The 13,694-nt window shown below is 61.2% G+C and carries 14 protein-coding genes, 2 tRNA genes and 1 pseudogene; 7 read left to right on the plus strand and 10 right to left on the minus strand.

Annotated features, from left to right (window positions below; translation table 11 throughout):
• Nucleotides 1-340, plus strand: a pseudogene (prpD, locus tag E4Q08_RS05230) (2-methylcitrate dehydratase); the annotation flags it as partial.
• Nucleotides 341-376: 36 nt separating this feature from the next.
• Nucleotides 377-1,759, plus strand: coding sequence for a CDP-diacylglycerol--serine O-phosphatidyltransferase (pssA, locus tag E4Q08_RS05235; RefSeq protein ID WP_169069607.1), 1,383 nt, complete (start codon nt 377-379; stop codon nt 1,757-1,759).
• 9 nt (nt 1,760-1,768) lie between these two features.
• On the opposite strand, the gene E4Q08_RS05240 is transcribed toward pssA, so the two are convergent.
• From E4Q08_RS05240 to alaC, 5 genes are all read right to left on the minus strand, one after another.
• The gene (locus E4Q08_RS05240) at nt 1,769-3,094 is read right to left on the minus strand and encodes a matrixin family metalloprotease (protein ID WP_169069608.1); all 1,326 of its coding nucleotides are present in this window, start codon (nt 3,092-3,094) and stop codon (nt 1,769-1,771) included.
• Between the two features lie 86 nt (nt 3,095-3,180).
• Nucleotides 3,181-3,339, minus strand: coding sequence for a hypothetical protein (locus E4Q08_RS05245; protein ID WP_169069609.1), 159 nt, complete (start codon nt 3,337-3,339; stop codon nt 3,181-3,183).
• 76 nt (nt 3,340-3,415) lie between these two features.
• Nucleotides 3,416-4,726 carry a homoserine dehydrogenase gene (locus tag E4Q08_RS05250; RefSeq protein ID WP_169069610.1) on the minus strand — a complete coding sequence of 437 codons (1,311 nt, stop codon included), beginning with the start codon at nt 4,724-4,726 and terminating at the stop codon, nt 3,416-3,418.
• An 80-nt stretch (nt 4,727-4,806) separates the two neighbouring features.
• Nucleotides 4,807-6,039, minus strand: a complete 1,233-nt coding sequence (locus E4Q08_RS05255) for a pyridoxal phosphate-dependent aminotransferase (RefSeq protein ID WP_169069611.1) — start codon at nt 6,037-6,039, stop codon at nt 4,807-4,809.
• 9 nt (nt 6,040-6,048) lie between these two features.
• Entirely contained in the window at nt 6,049-7,233 is a 1,185-nt protein-coding gene (alaC, locus tag E4Q08_RS05260) for an alanine transaminase (protein WP_034916145.1), read from the minus strand.
• 145 nt (nt 7,234-7,378) lie between these two features.
• Here alaC and E4Q08_RS05265 point away from each other — a divergent pair, with 145 nt between their 5' ends.
• A complete protein-coding gene (locus E4Q08_RS05265; RefSeq protein ID WP_034916152.1) occupies nt 7,379-7,750 on the plus strand; it encodes an Mth938-like domain-containing protein in 372 nt (123 codons plus the stop codon).
• 57 nt (nt 7,751-7,807) lie between these two features.
• The gene (locus tag E4Q08_RS05270) at nt 7,808-8,686 is read left to right on the plus strand and encodes a polysaccharide deacetylase family protein (RefSeq protein ID WP_169069612.1); all 879 of its coding nucleotides are present in this window, start codon (nt 7,808-7,810) and stop codon (nt 8,684-8,686) included.
• A 39-nt stretch (nt 8,687-8,725) separates the two neighbouring features.
• Here the strand turns inward: E4Q08_RS05270 and E4Q08_RS05275 are convergent, their stop codons facing one another.
• A complete protein-coding gene (locus E4Q08_RS05275; RefSeq protein WP_034916141.1) occupies nt 8,726-9,418 on the minus strand; it encodes a Bax inhibitor-1/YccA family protein in 693 nt (230 codons plus the stop codon).
• Nucleotides 9,419-9,701: 283 nt separating this feature from the next.
• Between E4Q08_RS05275 and E4Q08_RS05280 the strand changes: the two genes are divergently transcribed.
• Nucleotides 9,702-9,789 (plus strand) — tRNA-Ser (locus E4Q08_RS05280).
• A 208-nt stretch (nt 9,790-9,997) separates the two neighbouring features.
• Here the strand turns inward: E4Q08_RS05280 and E4Q08_RS05285 are convergent.
• The 3 genes from E4Q08_RS05285 to E4Q08_RS05295 form a co-directional block, all read right to left on the minus strand.
• On the minus strand, nt 9,998-10,219 hold the full coding sequence (locus E4Q08_RS05285; RefSeq protein WP_169069613.1) for a hypothetical protein: 222 nt from the start codon (nt 10,217-10,219) through the stop codon (nt 9,998-10,000).
• Between the two features lie 54 nt (nt 10,220-10,273).
• Complete coding sequence (locus E4Q08_RS05290; RefSeq protein WP_308240067.1) at nt 10,274-10,993, minus strand: Uma2 family endonuclease; 720 nt, start codon at nt 10,991-10,993, stop codon at nt 10,274-10,276.
• Between the two features lie 398 nt (nt 10,994-11,391).
• Nucleotides 11,392-11,467, minus strand: a tRNA-Phe gene (locus tag E4Q08_RS05295).
• A gap of 133 nt (nt 11,468-11,600) precedes the next feature.
• Here E4Q08_RS05295 and trxB point away from each other — a divergent pair.
• On the plus strand, nt 11,601-12,566 hold the full coding sequence (gene trxB / locus E4Q08_RS05300) for a thioredoxin-disulfide reductase (protein ID WP_169069614.1): 966 nt from the start codon (nt 11,601-11,603) through the stop codon (nt 12,564-12,566).
• A 31-nt stretch (nt 12,567-12,597) separates the two neighbouring features.
• Complete coding sequence (locus E4Q08_RS05305; RefSeq protein ID WP_248594716.1) at nt 12,598-13,158, plus strand: Smr/MutS family protein; 561 nt, start codon at nt 12,598-12,600, stop codon at nt 13,156-13,158.
• A gap of 148 nt (nt 13,159-13,306) precedes the next feature.
• On the opposite strand, the gene E4Q08_RS05310 is transcribed toward E4Q08_RS05305, so the two are convergent.
• Nucleotides 13,307-13,645 (minus strand): P-II family nitrogen regulator, encoded by a 339-nt coding sequence (locus E4Q08_RS05310; RefSeq protein ID WP_034920839.1) that lies wholly within the window; start codon nt 13,643-13,645, stop codon nt 13,307-13,309.
• Nucleotides 13,646-13,694: the final 49 nt, after the last annotated feature.

Raw genomic sequence — 13,694 nt, forward strand, 5'->3', positions numbered from 1 at the left:
TGNCGACCCACGCATCGACGCGCTACGTGCGAAGATCGAGGTCAGCGAAGAACCGAGGTTTTCGGCGGACTACCTGGACCCGGCCAAGCGCTCGATCGCCAACGCCGTGCAAGTCGTATTCGCTGATGGTAGCCGGACAGCAGAACTGATCTCCGAGTACCCGCTTGGGCACTGTCGTCGCCGTGCCGAAGGTATTCCCGTGCTGGTCGAGAAATTCAGAACGCATCTGGCACGCCGGTTTTCTCCGGAGCAGCAAAGCCGCATCGAAGAGTCTTCGCGCGACGTATATCAACTGGGAGCCCTGGCAGTGCACGATTACCTCGACCAATATGCACCCTGATCGGCACTCATCGATCGGACTCCTGCGCACCTTCCGATGAGCAGCGCCCTGGCAGCAGTGGTGCAGCATTTGCGTGGCCATCGTCAGTCTGCGATCGGCCTGGAAGGTCTGCCCTGCATCCCCGTGGCGGCGGCGGGTGTCCTGACCCTGTTCGGTCCGCGCGAGTTCCGTGCGGCACTTCTCGAACGTATTGCCACGGCCAGCCAGCGAATCCTCATCTCGGCGCTCTATTTGCAGGATGATGAATCCGGCCGAGAACTGCTGGCGGCCCTGTATGCCGCCAAAGCAGCGCGCCCATACCTGCAGATCGCGATCTTCGTTGATTGGCACCGTGCTCAGCGGGGCCTGATCGGCAAGCTGGCAAGCGCCGGCAATGCTGCCCTCTACGTTGAAATGGCTCGCCGCCTCGGCCCTGGCGTCCCGATCTACGGCGTGCCGGTGCAGGGTCGGGAATGGCTGGGTGTACTGCATCTGAAGGGCTTCGTCATCGATGACAGCCTGCTCTACAGCGGCGCCAGCATCAATGACGTCTATCTGTATCGCCAGGATCGCTATCGCCTCGATCGCTATCATCTGATCGAGAATCGCCCTCTTGCCGATAGCATGGCTTCGCTGCTGACGCGGATCCTGCAGGTCAATGCGGCGGTATGCCCTCTCAATACCGAGTCGCGGCCAAAAACGCCTGCTCTGCGCGGTGCGATTGTCAAGCTTCGCCGGCTTCTTGCGAAAAGTCGCTACCACATCGTTGCCGGGGCTATCGGCAGCGGCGAAGTGGGAATCACGCCGCTGCTCGGTTTCGGTAGTCGCGAAAACCAACTCAACGCAGTGATTCTGCAGTTGATCCAGCGCGCCGAGCGACGTCTGGTGTTGTTCACCCCTTATTTCAACCTGCCCCGCGTGGTTCGCCGGGCCATCGACGAAAAAATCCGGCAGCGCTGCCAGGTGACGATCGTCGTCGGCGACAAGACCGCCAACGATTTCTACATTCCTCCTGAAGAGCCCTTCACGACGATTGGCGCACTGCCTTACCTCTACGAAACCAATCTTCGCCGCTTCTGCAAGACTCACCAGAACGCCGTCGCCCAGGGATTGCTCGATCTGCAACTCTGGCGCCACGAGAAGCACAGCTTTCATCTCAAGGGCCTTCTGGTCGACGACGATTACGCGCTGATCACCGGCAGCAACCTCAATCCGCGCGCTTGGCGCCTGGATCTCGAAAACGGGCTGCTGATCCACGATCCCGAGCGCCGTCTGATCGCTCAGCACCATGCGGAACTCGATCGCATCCTGGCGCACACGCGCCGACTCGATGATTACCGCTCGCTAGATGATATCGACAGTTACCCGGCGCCGGTGCAGCGCATCCTCAAACGCCTCGCGCGAACGCGCGCGGACCGTCTGGTGAACCAGGTGCTTTGATCTTGGCAATCAGACAAACCCGATGCCGACTTCGGAGAGCCCCACGAGATCGATGTTGATCGCGTTCTGCGGGGTTTCGGCGGCCATCACACCCAGGCTGGCCGGTGTGTATGTGCCGTTGTCGAGCAGCTTGGTGAAGAACGCCAGCGCGTCGGGCGGGGGCGCGCCGCCGGTCACGTTGGTGTATAGCAAAGTCACCACCGCCTCGTGGCTGGCGCCTGTGCCGAGCCGGGCATCCAGCGCCAGTTGCATCAGATCCTGGTAGGACATGCCGCCATCGAGCAGGCCGAGTCCGATGCCGACATAGGCGAGGTTGTCGACCGAGGCTGCGCCGAATACTGCTCCCAGGATCTTGGCGGTCGTTCCGGCATTGCCATCGATGTCGATCGCCAGCTTGTGGTCGGAAAAATGCAGGCGTTCGACGCCGTACAGGAGGTCGTGGCCATCGTTGCCAGAGGTGTCACCCACCGACCAGCCGCCGTCCACCACGCCCACCGCATAGCGGTCGGCAGGACCGCTGTAAGTGGCGGCGTCCTTGCCGGCGCCACCACTCAGCCTGTCGTCGCCGGCCTTGCCTTCGAGCAGGTCGTTGCCACTGCTGCCGGTCAGGGCGTCGGCAGCGGCGGTGCCCACCAGGTACTGCCCGCTGCCGCCCTGGCCGAGCGCGCCACCCAGACCGTCACCCCCATAGAGGAACATCAGTGCCGCGATGTCGTAGGGTGAATAGTCGCGGTAGGGCCCACCGACATGGGTATAGGACATCAGCGTGTTCGCCGTGTTGTCGTCGGCTCTGCTCAGGCGCACGCTGCCTTCAAAGGAGTGCTTCAGTCCCAGGGCGTGGCCCAGCTCGTGCAGGAGCACCTCGTAGCCGTTCGAACCTGCAATGGGCGCGTTGTTGCTGGCTGCTAAGTTGGCGTTGTCAAGATAGATGTAGGCGTCCGCCGTGTACGCAGTGATCGTGTTGTTACCGTCGAAAGCATAGTTGCTGCGCGTTGTGCAAAGGCCCGCAGTGCTGCTGGAGATGATGTCGGCAGCAGCGAAGTGGATGTCGGCTGCAGCACCGTCGGCGGTGGCCACGAAGTGGATGCCGGTGATTTGCGCCAGTCGCTGCAGGGCCTGCACCGCGGCAGTCTGCTGTGTGGCATTGAAGGCCACCGGCGTGGTGCTGATCTGGCTGCCCATGTCGCTGCTATTGCCGCCGTTCAGTGCGAAGGTATAAAAGAGCGTGTTGCGTGCAGGGGTCAGCCAGTTCCAGCCGGGGCCTGTATTCAAGAGGGCATCGATATGGATCAGGCCGGAAGCGGCCTGTGTGTTGACGTCGGTGACGGTAGTCATGGTACGCTCTTCAAGGTGGGTCGGTGGGCGCCGAGGCGATACTCAAGGCGACGGTTTCGGCACGGAGAGCCGTTTTCGTTCCTGTTTCACCTCGTATAAGCCTGATCGGAAATCAGATACTGCACGACGATCTGGGAGGCGATGGTGAGCAGCGCGATGAGCGACAGAGCAGTGATGTAGCGCCTGCGCAACTGATCGGCCGTCAAGGCAGCATTCAATGCGGGGATGGATTCGTTGTTCGGCATGTACTCACTCTCACAAGCCTCTCGTAAACCCGCACTGCAGCTGATTTTTTCGTTGCTGAGGCGAATTCTGGTCTTCTTACAGCAATTCTTCCAGCCGCAAACGGATGATCCGGCCTTTGACTGCCGGCAGCGCCTCGATGCCGGCAATCGCGGTGTCGATGTTGCGCTCGACCGTCTTGTGGGTGAGCATGATGATGTCGGTCTGCTCTTCGCCTTCGCCGGGTTCGCGCTGGATCATGGCGACGATCGAGATGCCGTCGTCGGCGAGGATGCGCGTCACGTCGGCAAGCACCCCTGGGCGGTCTTCGACGCGCAGGCGCAGGTAGTAGCTGCTGACCACCTCCGAGATCGGCAGAATCGTGAGATCGACCATCGCGTCGGGCTGGAAGGCGAGATGCGGGACGCGGTGCTCGGGGTCGGCGGTATGCATGCGCGTGACATCGACGAGATCGGCGATGACCGCCGAAGCGGTCGGTTCAGCGCCGGCGCCCTTGCCGTAGTAGAGCGTGGCGCCGACGGCGTCGCCCTTGACCAGGACCGCGTTCATCGCCCCCTCGACGTTGGCGATCAGCCGTTTGGCGGGGATCAGGGTCGGATGCACGCGCAACTCGACGCCCTCGGGGGTGCGTTTGGTGATGCCGAGCAGCTTGATGCGGTAGCCGAGCTGTTCAGCGTACCGGATGTCGGCCGCGTCGAGCTGGCTGATGCCTTCGATGTGCGCCTGCTCGAAGCTCATCGAGTTGCCGAAAGCGATCGCCGACATGATGCTGAGCTTGTGCGCGGCGTCCACGCCCTCGACGTCGAAGGTCGGATCGGCCTCGGCGTAGCCGAGGCGCTGCGCTTCCTGGAGCACCGTGGCAAAGGACAGGCCCTTGTCGCGCATCTCGGAGAGAATGAAGTTGGTGGTGCCGTTGATGATGCCGGCGATCCACTCGATGCGGTTGGCGGTGAGACCTTCGCGCAGTGCCTTGATGATCGGGATGCCGCCAGCGACGGCGGCCTCGAAAGCGACCATCACGCCTTGTTTCTGGGCAGCGGCAAAAATCTCGTTGCCGTGCCTGGCGAGCAAGGCCTTGTTGGCGGTGACCACGTGTTTGCCATTGGCGATCGCCTGCAGTACGAGTTCCCTGGCGACCCCGTAGCCGCCGATCAACTCGACGACGATGTCGACCTCCGGGTCGCTGACCACCGCAAAGGCGTCGTCGGTCATCCGGCAGTTTCCACCGGTGAGCTGCCGGATCCGTTCGCGGTCCTTGTCGGCAACGACACTGATCTGAATGGGGCGGCCGGCGCGGCGGGTGATTTCTTCAGCGTTACGCTGGAGAACGGCGTAAGTACCGCCACCGACGGTGCCGATCCCGAGAAGTCCAACGTGGATAGGTTTCATAGTGCAGTCACGAGTAAGAAGTAAGGAGTAAGGTCGTGGAGAAAGCGACCGTGAGGAAGCTGCGGGGTGGACATGCCGCGCTACGCCTGTGTTCCGGCGCGCTTGCGATAAGCGGCGAGGAAACGCGCGATGCGGGCAATGGCATCGCGCAGATCGTCTTCATACGGCAGGAAGACGAGGCGGAAGTGATCGGGTGACGGCCAGTTGAAGCCGCTGCCCTGGACCAGCAGGACGCGCTCTTCCTGCAGCAGTTCGGCGATGAATTCCTGATCGTTGTCGATCGGATAGATCCGCGGATCGAGGCGCGGGAACATGTACAGCGCTGCCCTTGGCTTGACGCAACTGACTCCGGGGATGGCCGTGATCAGTTGATACGCGAGATCACGCTGGCGACACATGCGGCCTCCCGGCGCAACCAGATCGTCGATACTCTGATAGCCACCGAGCGCGGTCTGGATGGCGTGTTGTGCCGGCACGTTGGCGCACAGGCGCATCGAGGCGAGCATGTCGAGGCCCTCGATGTAGTCGCGCGCCTCGCGCAGGTCGCCGGAAATCACCATCCAGCCGGCGCGATAACCACAGGAACGGTAGTTTTTCGACAGGCCGTTGAAGGTCACCGTCAGTACGTCCTGCGAGAGCGAGGCAATCGCCGTGTGCGTGGCGCCGTCGTAGAGGACTTTGTCATACACTTCGTCGGCGTAGATGATCAGGCCGTGTTCGCGGGCGATGGCGACCATCTCGCGCAGCACACTGTCCGGATACAGCGCGCCAGTCGGGTTGTTGGGGTTGATCACCACCAGCGCGCGTGTCCGCGGTGTGATCCGGGCGCGCAGATCGTCGAGGTCGGGCAGCCAGTCATTCGCTTCATCGCAGAGATAATGGCACGGCGTGCCGCTCGACAGGCTCACCGCAGCCGTCCACAAAGGGTAATCAGGCGCCGGCACCAGCACCTCGTCGCCGGCATTGAGCAGGGCGTTCATGGCCATCACGATCAGTTCGGAGACGCCATTACCGATGTAGATGTCTTCGAGCACGACGCCCTTGATATGCTTCTGCTGCGTGTAATGCATGATCGCCTTGCGCGCCGCGAAAATGCCTTTCGAATCCGCATACCCGGCCGCACTCGGCAGATTGCGGATCATGTCGAGCTGGATTTCCTCGGGTGCCTCGAAGCCGAAAGCCGCCAGGTTGCCGATGTTCAGCTTGATGATGTGGTGGCCTTCGTCTTCCATCTGCTTGGCCTTCTGCAGCACGGCGCCGCGAATGTCGTAGCAGACGTTGTCCAGCTTGTTTGATTTGCGTATCGCTTTCATTGTCTTGGCCTAGAGCAGGCCGTCCTTCCTGAACATGTCCTTGATGCCGCGAATCGCCTGGCGGGTGCGTTCCTCGTTTTCGATCAGCGCGAAACGCACGTGATCGTCGCCGTACTCGCCGAAACCGATACCGGGAGACACCGCCACCCGCGCCTCGTTGAGCAGCTTCTTGGCAAACTCGAGCGAACCCATCTGCTGATAGGCAGCGGGAATTTTCGCCCAGATGTACATCGACGCCCTGGGTATCTCGACCATCCAGCCGGCTTCGTGCAGCCCTTTGGCAAGCACGTTGCGACGACCCTGATAAAGTTGGCGCACTTCCTCGACACAGTCCTGAGGACCGTCAAGCGCGATCACCGAGGCGACCTGGATCGGCGTGAACGTGCCGTAGTCGTGATAACTCTTGATGCGCACCAGGGCGTTGCACAGTTCCTGGTTGCCAACCATGTAGCCGACCCGCCAACCGGCCATGTTGTAGCTCTTCGACATGGTGAAGAATTCGACGGCGACCTCGCGTGCGCCTTCGACCTGCATGATCGAGGGTGCCCGGTAACCGTCGAAGGTGATGTCGGCGTAGGCCAGGTCATGCACCACCAGAATGTCGTGCTGCCTGGCCAGAGCCACGATACGCTCGAAGAAATCCAGGTCTACGCAGCGCGCCGTCGGATTGCTCGGAAAGCCGAGAATCATCATTTTTGGTTTCGGAATCGACTCGCGGATGGCGCGTTGTACCTCCTCGATGAAGTCGACATCCGGCGTCATGCGTACCGACCGGATGTCGGCGCCAGCGATGATCGCCCCATAGATGTGAATCGGGTACGACGGGTTGGGCACCAGGACGGTATCGCCGCGATCCAGGGTGGCAAGCATCAGATGCGCGAGGCCTTCCTTCGACCCGATGGTCACCACGGCTTCGCTGTCCGGGTCGAAGCTGATGTCGTAGCGCCGCTGATACCAGTCGCAAATCGCTCGCCGCAGGCGTGGAATCCCCTTGGAAATCGAATAGCCGTGCGTATTCTCGCGCAGCGCCGCTTCGACCAGCTTGTCGGTGATGTGCTGCGGCGTCGGGCCGTCCGGGTTGCCCATGCTCATGTCGATGATGTCTTCACCGCGCCGACGGGCGGCCATCTTCAACTCGGCGGTGATGCTAAACACATAGGGGGGCAAGCGTTTGATGCGCGAAAACTCTCTCATGATTCAGTCTCTGGAAATGGTCTGCGTTCTTGACGAGCCATCGATCAGCATGTGGCACAGGCAGTGATTGCGCGTTGCCGGCGTCTGAACGTGATCAGCAAAAAAGCTATAATCCTACTTTATCGTATTGCGCACCGCAATTTTCATGAAACTGCAACTCGAGAACACCAGCGGTCTGAACACTTTTACCGCTTACGGAGAAGACTACGTCAGCGTGAACGGCGTCCGTCACCACTGCAATCTGCTGGTGCTGCCCGATCGCCTGCTGCCAAACTGGACGCAGGCGACTTTCGAAACACTGAGCGTCGCCGATATCGAACTGCTCGCCGCACTGGATTCCGAAGTCGTTCTGCTGGGTACTGGCCAGCGGCTGCGCTTTCCGAGCCCGGAACTGATGCGACCATTGCTGCGAGCACAGAAGGGGATCGAAGTGATGGATGTTCCGGCCGCGTGTCGCACCTACAACATTCTGATCGGTGAAGGACGCAAGGTCGCCGTCGGCCTGCTCCTTGTCTGAGCGCGCTCGGCGATCGCCGGCAGGTTTTGCCAGAACACAGCCACGGTTCCCGTGCCGATGAAGCGAATCGCCCTCAAGATCGACGTCGACACCTGCCGCGGCACGCTGGTTGGTGTGCCGGCGTTGATCGAGATGCTGCAGCGGCACGACGCTGCCGGCAGTTTCTTTTTCTCGCTCGGTCCGGACTGCAGCGGTCGGGAAACGCGCCAGGCCTCGCCAGGCCGTTACTACGATCTCCGCACTCGCCTCTACGGGCTGCTCCTGCCGGCACCGGATATCGGCAGGCGCGGCGCCGAGAGCATGCGGCAGGCACATGCTGCCGGTTTTGAAGTCGCCATCCACACCTGGAATCGCGTGCGCTGGGAAAGCCGCGTCTACACTGCCGACAACGCCTGGATCGAAGCCCAAATGGCGCAGGCCTACCGACGTTTCGAAGCGCTTTTCGGCGAGCCACCGCAGGCGCACGGCGCTGCCGCTTGGCGGATGAATCGCCATGCTCTGCGCCTGACACAACGCCTGGGCTTTGCTTACGCCAGCGATTGCCGGGGGAAATTCCCGTTCATCCCGGTCATTGACGGCGAACTCGTGCACTGCCCGCAACTTCCGACGACGCTACCCACCTTCGACGAACTGCTGCTTCCGGCAGCCGCGTCTGTGGATCAGGCCGTCGAGCGGCTTCTCGAAGAGACCGGCAATACCGGCGGCGAGCACGTGTTCACTTTGCGTGCCGAACTGGAGGGGATGAAGTTCGGCAATGCTTTCGAGCGTCTGCTCGTCGAGTGGAAAAACCAGGGTTATCAACTGGTTGCTCTGCGCGACCTGCTGAGTTCGCGCAAGCTCGCGACCCTGCCGCGTCACAACGTCATATTTGCCGAGATCCCGGGTCGCTCCGGTACGCACATGCTGCAGGGCGGCGCATTTCTGCCGCCTGAATGAAGAAGGGCGGCCAAGGCCGCCCTTCTGTGCAGGACACGATCAATCGCGATCGCCACTGAAGGCCATCAGCAGATTCAGCAGGCTGACGAAAACGTTGTAGATGTCGAGATACACCGCCAGCGTCGCCGAAATATAATTGTCTTCGCCACCGGTGATGATCCGGCTGATGTCATAGAGAATGTAGGCAGAGAAGACCATCACCGCGATTGCCGAGATGGTCAGCGACAAGGCCGGGATCTGGAAGAAGATGTTGGCCACGGCTGCCAGCAGGACGACGATCATGCCGATGAACAGAAATTTGCCGAGGAAACTGAAATCCTTCTTGGTCACCGTGGCCACCCCGGCGAGCGAGAAAAAGATCACCCCCGTCCCGCCCGCGGCCATGGCGATCAGCGAACCGCCATTGCTGAAGCCAAGCGCCACCTGCAGGATGCGTGAGAGCATCAAGCCCATGAAGAAGGTAAACGCGAGCAAGAGCAGCACGCCCACGCCGCTGTCCTTGGTGCGCTCGATGCCCCACATGAAACCGAAGGCGATACCGAGGAAAAGCAGGAAAGACAGCATCGGGCTGCCAGACAGGAACGAGAACTGCATCTGTACGCCGACGAGCGCGCCGAGGACGGTTGGAATCATGGTCAAGGCGAGCAGCATGAAGGTATTGCGCAGAACCCGGTTCTGCTGCAGCGCAAGTTCGCCACTGGCCTGGCCGGTCATCTGAAATTGGGGTTGCATGGTGTTCCTCCTGTTGATGGAAATGCGATTACGCGCTTAAGACTAGCCAATTAACGGAAAAGTTTCAATACTGGCGCTTCGCCGCTTCGCCTGAGCCAGCGGAGCAAACTGCTCGATCCGCTCCCCGGAGCGGGTCGTCCCGCTGTTGAGGTAGCGCAAAGCTGGAAATTCTGCGAAGGCTCGCCGACTACGTTGGCAGAGTGGCAGCCGTGCTATCATTCGCGCTGCTGCAGACGCGTGGCCGCTCCTCACAGGAGCAGTGCCCAGTCTCCAGCGCCGTGCAGGAAGCTTGGCAGAGTGGTCGATTGCACCGGTCTTGAAAACCGGCATACCGCAAGGTATCCAGGGTTCAAATCCCTGAGCTTCCGCCAGTATTTGTTCGGCCAGGCCGGATCGGCGGAAGGCTTCAATGACTCTGAAATTGCGGCTGTCCGCGCGCATGCAGAAATGGCGTCCTCGCTGCCACAAGGCGGCGAAGAGCCAGGAGGCCGGCTAACCGCGGTCGAGCACCAGAAGGTCGTTGGGGTGGAGTTTGTCGAGGGGTTCGAAGAGCCTCTGGCGCTCGCCGACGTCGGGAGTCTAGCGCTTGGTGGCCAGAGTCCTCTCGATCCCGGGCAGATAGAGCGCGAAGCCCATGGCGTCGACCACAGGGCGGACGAATGGCTTGCCGAACCGGGTCAGGCGCAGGACCTTGGCATCGCCGGCCACCACCCGCAACCCGTGCCCGAGAGGAAAGCCGAATTGCGCATCGACCAAGGCGAGGAAATGCTCGTTGAGCAGCCCGAAGGCGATAGCCGACACCTGCTTCCGGGCTTGGGCAAAGGCCTGCGCGGAGATTTCTCGCAGCGTATGCGTTTACGGTTGGCCACCCTTGCGCTTCCACAGGCGGCTGAAGTCGAAATCGAAGGCACATTTGGACAGTTTGAAACAGTGAGTTTCGTCGTGGAAGTCGCCGACCTTGCGATATTCCCCCTCCACAAGCCGCCACACTTTGGCCTTTTTCGCTTCCGGGTAGACCAGCACGTAATGGGGTACGCCTTCCGTGCGGTAAAGTTCGAATTTGACAACTTCATCCCGGCGGGTAGTCTTGGGCGAGATGACTTCGAAAATCAGATCAGGGGCGCGGGTCAGCCGTTCACTTTCAGGTTGGTAGCAGATCACCAGCACGTCGGGTCGGACGACGGTGTCTTGCGCAAATTCCACGTCTATTTCAAACACCGCTTGGCAGTACGGGCAATCGTCGAGCGATTCGTCAAGTTGCCGAAATACGGCGGCGCTTACCTGCTGATGATCGAAGCTAGGCGACGGGACCATTGCAACCGGTTGGCCGTGAATCAGCTCCCAATCACCTTCCCATTGCAGGTAATCCTGCACCGTGTAGGCTTCTACTGCTGGCTGCATGGACATAGCCTTCGTACTCCCTTCGTTTGAAAGCGGATAGAAATCCAACGGAGCCTCAGAAGTGTATGAAGCCCGGTACATGGCCGTCAAGGCAGGGGGCGGGAAGACCTCATGGATCCGCGCGAGCAACAGCGCCCAGGCGTAGCGGGCGGCGCGCCGGTGGATCGCTTCCACTTTCCCCGGTGCTTCCTCTGTCCCCGGACGACCGGCCTGGTGTGGTGCTTGGCGCAGTGGTCGCAGCTGCCGCCGGCATACTGTGTAGCACCCAACGCGCCTGCGGGCAAAGTCACCGGCCTCTTGCAGAGAGTACCCGTTAAGCACTGCTTCTGCAGAGGGGGTAGTAGGCGAACGGTCGGCGGCATCCCTTTCCGTCCGCAACGGCCGAGCATGCCACCATCTTGCGAACCTACCCGAAGCCCTGCCCGACTCGGCGAGCCAGACCTTCTCTTAGTCTGCGCTGATCCAACGACGCACCTGCCGGTGTGTTACCCCCAGAAACCTACACATCGCCTACACAGAAATAAAAAGCAATTAGCCCGACCTTTTGGATCGGGCTAATTGCTTGTTTTTATTGGTGGCCAAGCGCGGAATCGAACCACGGACACGCGGATTTTCAGTCCGCTGCTCTACCAACTGAGCTACTTGGCCAACGAAGCCGGGAGTATATCGAATCGACTTCGCGTCGTCAAAGAAAGAAATCGTCGAGCGACAAACTTCAGCGCGAAACGGCCGGCGTTGCCGGTTATAATTTTTCCGTGATTCACTACCAGAGCCCATCGATATGACCCAAGCCACCCGCCATTGCCGCCTGCTGATCCTCGGATCCGGGCCCGCCGGCTATACCGCCGCCGTTTATGCGGCGCGCGCCAACCTCAAACCGGTGCTGATCACCGGCATGGCGCAGGGCGGGCAGTTGATGACCACGACCGACGTCGACAACTGGCCGGCCGACGCGCAGGGCGTGCAGGGACCGGAGCTGATGCAGCGTTTCGAAGAGCATGCCCGTCGCTTCGCAACCGAGATCGTCTTCGACCACATCCACACCGCCCGACTGACCGAAAAGCCGTTTACGCTGATCGGCGATTCGGGCACCTACACCTGCGATGCGCTGATCATCGCCACCGGTGCTTCGGCTCAGTACCTGGGCCTGCCGTCCGAAGAAACCTTTGCCGGCCGTGGTGTTTCCGCCTGCGCGACCTGCGACGGCTTCTTCTATCGTGACCAGCCGGTCGCCGTCATCGGCGGTGGCAATACCGCGGTCGAAGAGGCACTGTACCTGGCGAACATCGCCAGTCACGTCACCCTCGTGCATCGCCGCGACAAGCTACGTGGTGAAAAGATTCTGCACGACAAGCTGTTTGCCAAGGAAAAAGCCGGCAAGGTCACGATCCGCTGGAACTGCACGCTGGAAGAAGTGCTTGGTGACCAGTCCGGAGTGACCGGCATGCGCATCCGCGACAAGCTCACCGATACTACCGAGGACCTGCCATTGCTGGGCGTCTTCATCGCCATTGGCCACAAGCCGAACACCGACCTGTTTGTCGGCCAACTGGCGATGGAAGGCGGCTACCTGCTGACCCAGTGCGGGCAACACGGCAATTTCACGGCAACGTCGATTGCCGGCGTCTTCGCTGCCGGAGACGTGCAGGATTACATTTACCGGCAGGCCTGTACTTCGGCAGGCAGCGGCTGCATGGCGGCACTCGATGCCGAACGCTACCTGGACAGTCTTGGACTGGCGGGCTGAGGCATTGCCGGCGTGAGGAGCGATGTCTGCGATGACGCTGCGACCGCAACCCAGCCCGGAGGATCTGGCCGCTTTTCGCGCCGCTGTCGACGGCGCAACGCCCTTGCGCAAGCTCGATCGGGTCATCCTGGAAGCGCCCAAGCCAAGTTCACGACCGCGGCAGCGCGAACTCGACGAAGCGGCGGTGGTGGCCGAGTTGCTGCACGGACCGCTGGCCATCGACGACTGGCTAGACCTTGGCGGTGCCGACTCGTTCCTGCGCAGCGGCCTGCCGCGCACCCTGCTGCGTGACCTGCGCCGTGGTCGTTGGAGCATCCAGGATCATCTCGATCTGCATGGCATGAACCGCCACGAGGCGCACGAGCAGGTGTCGCTGTTCGTTGCCGAAGCGCTGGCTGCCGGCAAGCGCTGTTTGCGCATCGTGCACGGTCGCGGCCACGGCTCGCCGGGGCGGGAAGGGGTTCTGCGCCACCTGGTCAAGGCCTGGCTAAGTCGCTACAAGGATGTGCTGGCCTTCTGCCACGCACCGCCCAGCGACGGCGGTGATGGCGCCTTGTGGGTGTTGCTGAAGGGGGGCGGCAGATCCCGCTAAACAATCGCAAATGAATGACTGGTATGGGAGGCTGTGCAAAAATACCGGTCACGCCGCACCAGCTCTTGCTGACCAAACGGATAGAGAAAGCGAAAAAACTGCTCTTCGAGAACGGCCCGCAGCAGGCCGTTCCTGCTGCGGAGCGCTTTTAGATCGCCGACTCGTCTAGTTCGCCAGTGCGGATGCGCACGACCTGCTCGACGGTGCTGACGAAGATCTTGCCATCACCAATCTTGCCGGTACGCGCAGCCTTGACGATGGCGTCGATGGCATTGTCGACCGCGCTGTCGGAAACGACAATCTCGATCTTCACCTTGGGCAGGAAATCGACCACGTATTCCGCCCCGCGATAGAGTTCGGTGTGGCCCTTCTGGCGGCCAAAGCCCTTGACTTCGGTGACGGTGAGGCCGGTGACGCCAATTTCCGACAGCGCCTCGCGGACTTCGTCGAGCTTGAATGGTTTGATGATCGCTTCAATTTTTTTCATGGCCTCTGCTCCAGGGAAGATCGTAAGGAAATCGTATCAGAAATCAGGC

Source organism: Candidatus Accumulibacter contiguus (genome assembly GCF_012940005.1).
GTDB lineage: Bacteria > Pseudomonadota > Gammaproteobacteria > Burkholderiales > Rhodocyclaceae > Accumulibacter > Accumulibacter contiguus.

Coding starts and splice junctions, on each gene's coding strand:
- pssA (WP_169069607.1), top strand. CDS start 377: ATGAGCAGCGCCCTGGCAGCAGTGGTGCAGCATTTGCGTGGCCATCGT.
- E4Q08_RS05240 (WP_169069608.1), bottom strand. CDS start 3,094: ATGACTACCGTCACCGACGTCAACACACAGGCCGCTTCCGGCCTGATC.
- E4Q08_RS05245 (WP_169069609.1), bottom strand. CDS start 3,339: ATGCCGAACAACGAATCCATCCCCGCATTGAATGCTGCCTTGACGGCC.
- E4Q08_RS05250 (WP_169069610.1), bottom strand. CDS start 4,726: ATGAAACCTATCCACGTTGGACTTCTCGGGATCGGCACCGTCGGTGGC.
- E4Q08_RS05255 (WP_169069611.1), bottom strand. CDS start 6,039: ATGAAAGCGATACGCAAATCAAACAAGCTGGACAACGTCTGCTACGAC.
- alaC (WP_034916145.1), bottom strand. CDS start 7,233: ATGAGAGAGTTTTCGCGCATCAAACGCTTGCCCCCCTATGTGTTTAGC.
- E4Q08_RS05265 (WP_034916152.1), top strand. CDS start 7,379: ATGAAACTGCAACTCGAGAACACCAGCGGTCTGAACACTTTTACCGCT.
- E4Q08_RS05270 (WP_169069612.1), top strand. CDS start 7,808: ATGAAGCGAATCGCCCTCAAGATCGACGTCGACACCTGCCGCGGCACG.
- E4Q08_RS05275 (WP_034916141.1), bottom strand. CDS start 9,418: ATGCAACCCCAATTTCAGATGACCGGCCAGGCCAGTGGCGAACTTGCG.
- trxB (WP_169069614.1), top strand. CDS start 11,601: ATGACCCAAGCCACCCGCCATTGCCGCCTGCTGATCCTCGGATCCGGG.
- E4Q08_RS05305 (WP_248594716.1), top strand. CDS start 12,598: ATGACGCTGCGACCGCAACCCAGCCCGGAGGATCTGGCCGCTTTTCGC.
- E4Q08_RS05310 (WP_034920839.1), bottom strand. CDS start 13,645: ATGAAAAAAATTGAAGCGATCATCAAACCATTCAAGCTCGACGAAGTC.